Origin of the sequence: Pseudarthrobacter raffinosi (assembly GCF_023913735.1) — a bacterium.
Classification (GTDB): domain Bacteria; phylum Actinomycetota; class Actinomycetes; order Actinomycetales; family Micrococcaceae; genus Arthrobacter; species Arthrobacter raffinosi.
In genome coordinates, this window is the sequence record NZ_JAMXBH010000041.1 from 1 (window position 1) to 6,108 (window position 6,108).

The window sequence follows — 6,108 nt, forward strand, 5'->3', positions numbered from 1 at the left end:
GGATATGTCCGCCCAGGAGGCCGCCGACGAACGCGCCCGCCATCCCGGCTGCGCCGAAGATCAGGCCCGTCCGCCACATCACCCTGCCCCCGCGGGCGTGGCTAAACACGCTGACAGCGGAGGTGACGCCGACGACGAAGAGCGAAGCGGCGATGGCTTCCTTGGCATCGAACCCGGCCACGTAGACCAGGATCGGGACGGTCAGGATCGATCCGCCGCCGCCCAGGACGCCGAGCGAGAGCCCGATCACTACAGACAGGGCAAGGACCAGGATCAGGGTGGCGGTCATGAGGCCTTGACCTCCTCCTGGGCGTCAGCGACAGGAAGGGTCAGGATTGCGCTTTCGCGGGTGGGCTCCTTGGCGGCCCTGTTCCATGGCATCGCCGAGATGGCCTGGCCCATGGCACAGGTGTTGGTGGCCGCGGAGAACGTCAGGCCTGCCCCGATGACGCCGGCCAGCGTCCGGATCTTAGGGGAAACGAACTTCCCGCCCGCGAGGCCCAGAACCACCAGGGACCCGGCGGCGAGGCGGACCTGCCGCTCCAGGTCCCAACGGTCCTTGCCCTTGACGACGTCGCCACCACTCGCTGCGAAGCCTGGGACGCCGCCGGTCAGGACGTAGGCCGTATCGATGCCGGAACCGGCGAGGCGCTGACGCGCCTGCTCGGCGCGGGCTCCGGACTGACAGACGAGGACGACGCGGCTGCCCAGGCGGGCGGCCAGTTCGTCGGTGTGTTCGGACAGCAACGGCAGCGGGACGTTATAGGAGCCCCGGATGTGCATCGACTCGAACTCAGCGGCAGAGCGCACGTCAATGAGGACGAGGTCCTGATGCTCGGTGAACCAGCTGCGCAAGGTTTCCGGCGCGAGTGCAGTAATGGCGGTAGCGGGGGAGGAGGAAGTCATGGGGGCCTCTCGAAAGGGGTCGTTGGCGGATACCCCACCCAGTATTGCAGATACCCTAGAGGGTATGCAAAACACCCTAGGGGGTATATAGTTGATGCCAGACCCCCACACCTTTGGAGACCTCATGCAACTCGACTCGACTGAACTGACCCCCGTGGTCAACCGCCTCAAGCGCGCCCAGGGCCAGCTCGCCGCCGTCACCCGCATGCTGGAGGAAGGGAAGGACTGCAAGGACATCGTCACCCAGCTGGCGGCAGTCTCGAAGGCCCTGGACAGGGCCGGGTTCGCCATCATCGCCAGCGGCCTTGAGCAGTGCATCGTCCGTAAAGACACCACCATGGACAAAAAAGAGCTGGAAAAGCTCTTTCTTTCCCTCGCCTGAAAAGCAGGGACCCACAAACGCCGTGCCGGGGGAGCTTCCCCAAGCTACCCCGGCACAGTCCACCCGCCGGACTAGGACCTTATCTGTAACGACATATGAGGAGCAGGCTCATGAGCTCTACCCACGCGGTTACCGTCCCGCCCCCCGTCCTGGTCACAGGGCGTTGAACTGTGGGGAGAGGCGAACATGCGGAAAATCTGGTCGGCCGCCAACGTCAGGGTCTACGGCGGCGGCGTGGCCGAAGAAGTCTTTCTCCGGGCACTCTCGGACCTGATCGGGGATTACAGCTACACCAACGTCTCCATCTCGCCCGGCAAATCAGGCTCCAGCCGCTCCCGGCAGGAAGGTAAGGAGCGCGTCTTCGATGTCCCCAACCTCGCGGAACTCGACCGGGGCCGCGCCGTGGTCCTTGCCTCCGGTGCACCGGCCACGCTGGTCCGGACCCTGCCCTGGTACACCGGAACCCACAAGGAAGCTGTAGAGGCGTCCATCAAGACCTACAGCCCCCGCCCTGAAGGACCGACCATACCGGCGGAACCGGCGGCAGCTGAGCCGGCGGCCAATCCCTGGGTCACGACGTAGGAGGTTCTGAGATGAACAGCGATATCGGACTCTTCAGCACAGCTCCCGCTCCCGGCGACACAGAGAGGGGTGGCTTGTGAATTGGTAAATTATCCGACGTTAGTCCTGTCGGAGGTTGGCCTTAACCGACGTCCACGGGGCAAGTATTGGTTCTTGCGCACTCTTTTGGATCCGCTGTGACGAGCGCGGTTTTAGCGACCGCTGTACTGGTCCCACCTTCGACTGGCCGCGACCACCGGCACGGAGGGCGGGCTTTCGCTGACATGTTCGGTGAAAGTGGCATGTGGCCGGCTTTGATTGGCTCTGTACGCCGAAGCGCTGACGCTGCGGCCTGGTGATCGACTTACCCCAGGGGGTATATTGCGATAGGCTCAAAAAGAAGGAAAGGCCGGACGGGCCGTGGACGGGGCTGCAGGAGCGGAGAAGGATGATGTTGGGTGGCTTTGGGTCCGGGATGGGTTCGGCGTGGCTGTTCTGGCTGCTCCTGCTGATCGGCATCGTCCTGTTGGGGATTCTTGCTGTGCGGTTTTTCTTTGGGGGCAGGAACCGTGGGGGAACCGGCCGCGGGGAGGCCCCGGACCGGTCCGGTCCAGGAGGCACTGCCCGGCGGATCTTGGATGAACGGTATGCCCGGGGGGAGCTGAGCACGGAGGAATACGCCGAACGGCTCAGAGCCCTCGCGGACGGGACCTGATGGACCCGATGAACAGGCGAACGGCCCTTATCTTGGGCGGTGCGGGGGCCGCAGCCGCCATGGCGGGCGCGGCAGGATTGCTGTGGGGCCAAGGCTCAGGATTCCAGTCCGCCGGTGGGCAGGACCTGAGTGAACCCGAGGCCCTGTACAGTGCCGATGGCCGGCTTCAGGTGAAGCTTTCAGCAGCCCTGGGCCAGGTTCTGATCGCGGGCAGGGATGCCAATGCGCTGTCCTATAACGGGTCCGTGCCCGGCTCCACCCTGTTCCTGCGGCCCGGGGACCGTGTGAATGTGATGCTGGAGAACAGGCTGGGGGATCCGACCAACCTGCACGTCCATGGGCTGCACGTCTCCCCGCAGGGCAACAGCGACAATGCGCTGGTCTCGGTTGAACCGGGAACGTCCTTTGAGTATGAGTACCGGCTGCCGGCGGACCACCCGCCGGGCGTGTACTGGTACCACCCGCATCGCCACGGAAGTGTGGCCGACCAGATCTTCGGCGGCCTGTACGGGGCGATCATCGTCCAGGACCCCCAGCCCGTGCCGGTCAGCCGGGAACGGGTCCTGGTCATCTCCGACATCTCCCTCACCGGTGGCGGTTCCATCGCCGCCGTCTCGGCGATGGAGAAAATGATGGGCCGGGAAGGTGCCCTGGTGCTGGTCAACGGGCAGCTGAACCCGGTCCTGGCCGCCCGGCCGGGCGAGCGTGAACGGTGGAGGGTCATCAATGCCTGCACATCCCGGTACCTGAAACTGCGCCTGGACGGCCAGTCCCTGCAGTTGCTGGGTCTGGATTCGGGCCGCTACCAGAGTCCCCGGGACGTCGAGGAGGTGCTGCTGGCCCCGGGCAACCGGGCGGACCTGCTGGTCACCGCCGCCGCCGGGACCGCCGTGCTGCGCACCTTACCCGTGGACAGGGGAAGCATGGTGGGATCCATGATGGGCGGCAACAACGGAGGCGGACAGTCCCCGGCCGGCCCGGACGGGACGGTCCTGGCCACCTTCGCCGTTGCCGGCGCACCGGCCGCCGCGCCGGGACCGGTCCCGGCGCAGCCCGTGCCGCGGGACCTGCGTTCCCTGGCGGTCACCGCGCACCGGGAACTGGTCTTCGCCATGGGTATGGGTATGAACAGCGGCGGCATGGGCTCGGGGTTGATGAGCTTCACTATCAACGGCAGGCCGTTCGACCCGGCCCGGGTCGACACCACCGTCCCCGCCGGCGCCGTCGAGGAATGGACCCTGCGGAACACAAGTCCGATGGATCACCCGGTGCACCTGCACGTGTGGCCGATGCAGATCATCGAACAGGCCGGCAGGCCCGTGGACACTCCCATGTGGCAGGACGTGGTTAACGTCCCGGCCCGCAGCAGCGTCCGGGTCCGAATCGCCTTCGATGACTTCACCGGCAAAACCGTCTACCACTGCCACATCCTCGACCACGAGGACAGTGGCATGATGGGCCTGATCGAAGCCCGGTAGCACGGCGACCCGCAGCCCTCTGCAAAAATCAGAAAACCGATGAAGGAGTACCACAATGAGCTACGCACACACCATCACCGTCGCCCTGCCCTACGCAGAGGCAGTAACCCGGTCCCGTGAAGCCCTCTCCGGTCAGGGATTCGGCGTGCTGTCCGAAATCGATGTCCGCGCCACCTTCGAGGCCAAGCTCGGGTCCGACGCCGGGCAGGGCCTGGGCGACTACCTCATCCTGGGCGTCTGCAACCCTGCCTTGGCGCAGAAAGCTCTCGCGGCGGACCCGGACATGGGTCTGCTGCTGCCCTGCAACGTCGTCATCAGACGTGGACCGGACACCGGCACCACCGTCATCCAGACCATCGACCCGCAGACCATGGTCCAGCTCAGCGACGCGCCGGCCGTCTCCGAGGTCGCCTCGGACGCCGATCAGCGGCTCCTCGCGGCCCTGAAGGAACTCGAAACCTCCTGAGACCCGGCCAACGTGCGGCGACCGGCCGGCCGCGGAGAGCGACTGCGGTGGAACGCGTTACGGCCCTGGAGCCTGCCGGCCGCGGTGCCAGCGGGATTATTCACAGGACGCCCGGCTCAGCCGGGGCCTTGTTGGCGGGCGTCACCGGGCTGCTGAGTTACCGTCCGGCCAATCAGCGTAGCCCGGGGTCCAGGTTCGCGGGCGGCGACGAACGAACCCCGGCGACGCTGTCCACCGGCGCGCGCGTCCCCGGCCTCGCCTGTCAGGGGACCAAATCCGAAGCCGCGGACGTCCACGAAGCGGTCCACTCAAAGTAGCCATGAGATATGGGGAACCGGTTGAGGACCTTGGACCCTGTTCCGTGGGCTAGGGAGGCGATAGCCTCCAACCACAGGCTGGTCAGCACATAGGCACGGTACGGGACGGAGTCAGGATGTATGGATGGGACGGGAACGGCTGGGGTGTAGGTGCCTGGGTGGCGATGGTACTGATGATGTTGGTGTTCTGGGGAGGGGTGGTCACCGTCGTCGTTCTCCTGCTTCGGCGCACCCCTCCGCATGAAGGACCCGGCCCCGTGCGGCCCCCGCACTACGACGCGGAGCGTATTCTGCACGAACGATTCGCCCGCGGCGAGATCGACGAAACGGAATACACCGCCCGCCGCTCCGCACTCCGGCATCCTGAATGAAACCCGTCCCGCATCGCGGGCAGGTCATTTTCGGGGTCTCTATCACCCTCATCATGACGGCCCTGTCGGTCGGCGTCGTCGGCCTTGGTCGGGGCGACTGCCGGCGGCACCGGATTCCGGTCCCGTCAGACCTCTGCGGCACCTGATCTTCCAGGGCGGGTCGTGAACGTCTCCTGACGAAAATGGGGCACCAGTCCACCCGGGGTGGCCCGAAGCTGGCCTTCCGGCCAGGTAAGAATACCGCGCAGGCCGAGAAGCCGGCTGGAGTACCCGCCGACGGGGGTATCCGGCGCCGCTACGGGCCCCCGCCGAGGACGCGGAGACGTTCCTGGTACTCCTGTGCGCTCAGTTCGCCGCGCGAGTACCGCTCAGCGAGGATCCCGCGGGCACCCCCGGGGGTTTCGGCGGCCCCGATGTCCGTGTCTCGGGGTTCCTGAGCGTTGTTCTGGCCGCTGTTCTCTCCGGCGGCACGGACACTGCGGATGATGACCCAGAGGAGGGCGCTGGCCATCAGCAGGCCGATGGCCCACCACCAGCCCATGCCGAGCCCGCCACCCATCATGATTCGTACGTCCTTTCACGGGCCGGCCCGAACATCTCTGGCGTACCGGCTCTTGCGCAAGATATCATCCGCCGGGGCCCCGGTACAGAGCCGCTCTTGACTGACCACGGGGCCCGTGCAGCCGCATGTGAGGAATTGTCGGAGAACTACCCTTGCGTTATGGCGTCCCGGCTGTGCCGCCGGCCCGATCGGGCAAGGCGCACGCACAGGCTCTGGGCCGGGTCTCAGGCGCCGGTGCACGGTCACCTGTGTGTGATCGACTATCTGTAGGCCGTTTCAGCCAGGAAATCCTGCCGAGTTGGTGGCTGGTTTCCTGCCAAATGAGCGCTAAGAATCAGGCCAGGCAATTC

8 protein-coding genes and 1 pseudogene are annotated in these 6,108 nt (G+C 66.1%); 6 read left to right on the forward strand and 3 right to left on the reverse strand.

Going from position 1 to position 6,108, the window contains the following annotated elements:
* Window positions 1-289 (reverse strand): TSUP family transporter (locus tag NG698_RS21295; protein ID WP_252612234.1); only part of this gene is annotated, 289 nt, incomplete at its 3' end.
* Entirely contained in the window at window positions 286-906 is a 621-nt protein-coding gene (locus NG698_RS21300; RefSeq protein WP_252612236.1) for a rhodanese-like domain-containing protein, read from the reverse strand. The genes NG698_RS21300 and NG698_RS21295, both read right to left, overlap by 4 nt.
* Before the next feature lie 124 nt (window positions 907-1,030).
* Between NG698_RS21300 and NG698_RS21305 the strand changes: the two genes are divergently transcribed.
* The 6 genes and pseudogenes from NG698_RS21305 (at window position 1,031) to NG698_RS21330 (ending at window position 5,196) form a co-directional block, all read left to right on the forward strand.
* Window positions 1,031-1,288: a metal-sensitive transcriptional regulator gene (locus NG698_RS21305; protein WP_252569989.1), complete on the forward strand. Its 258-nt coding sequence runs from the start codon at window positions 1,031-1,033 to the stop codon at window positions 1,286-1,288.
* A gap of 159 nt (window positions 1,289-1,447) precedes the next feature.
* Window positions 1,448-1,870, forward strand: a pseudogene (locus NG698_RS21310) (TraM recognition domain-containing protein); the annotation flags it as partial.
* Between the two features lie 427 nt (window positions 1,871-2,297).
* Window positions 2,298-2,564 carry an SHOCT domain-containing protein gene (locus tag NG698_RS21315; RefSeq protein ID WP_308216211.1) on the forward strand — a complete coding sequence of 89 codons (267 nt, stop codon included), beginning with the start codon at window positions 2,298-2,300 and terminating at the stop codon, window positions 2,562-2,564.
* Window positions 2,564-4,042 (forward strand): multicopper oxidase family protein, encoded by a 1,479-nt coding sequence (locus NG698_RS21320; RefSeq protein ID WP_252612240.1) that lies wholly within the window; start codon window positions 2,564-2,566, stop codon window positions 4,040-4,042. The genes NG698_RS21315 and NG698_RS21320 overlap by 1 nt, the downstream gene beginning before the upstream one ends.
* 55 nt (window positions 4,043-4,097) lie before the next feature.
* Window positions 4,098-4,508: a DUF302 domain-containing protein gene (locus tag NG698_RS21325; protein WP_252602455.1), complete on the forward strand. Its 411-nt coding sequence runs from the start codon at window positions 4,098-4,100 to the stop codon at window positions 4,506-4,508.
* A gap of 481 nt (window positions 4,509-4,989) precedes the next feature.
* Window positions 4,990-5,196, forward strand: coding sequence for an SHOCT domain-containing protein (locus NG698_RS21330; protein ID WP_252602501.1), 207 nt, complete (start codon window positions 4,990-4,992; stop codon window positions 5,194-5,196).
* Between the two features lie 295 nt (window positions 5,197-5,491).
* On the opposite strand, the gene NG698_RS21335 is transcribed toward NG698_RS21330, so the two are convergent.
* On the reverse strand, window positions 5,492-5,758 hold the full coding sequence (locus NG698_RS21335) for an SHOCT domain-containing protein (RefSeq protein WP_252602453.1): 267 nt from the start codon (window positions 5,756-5,758) through the stop codon (window positions 5,492-5,494).
* Window positions 5,759-6,108: the final 350 nt, after the last annotated feature.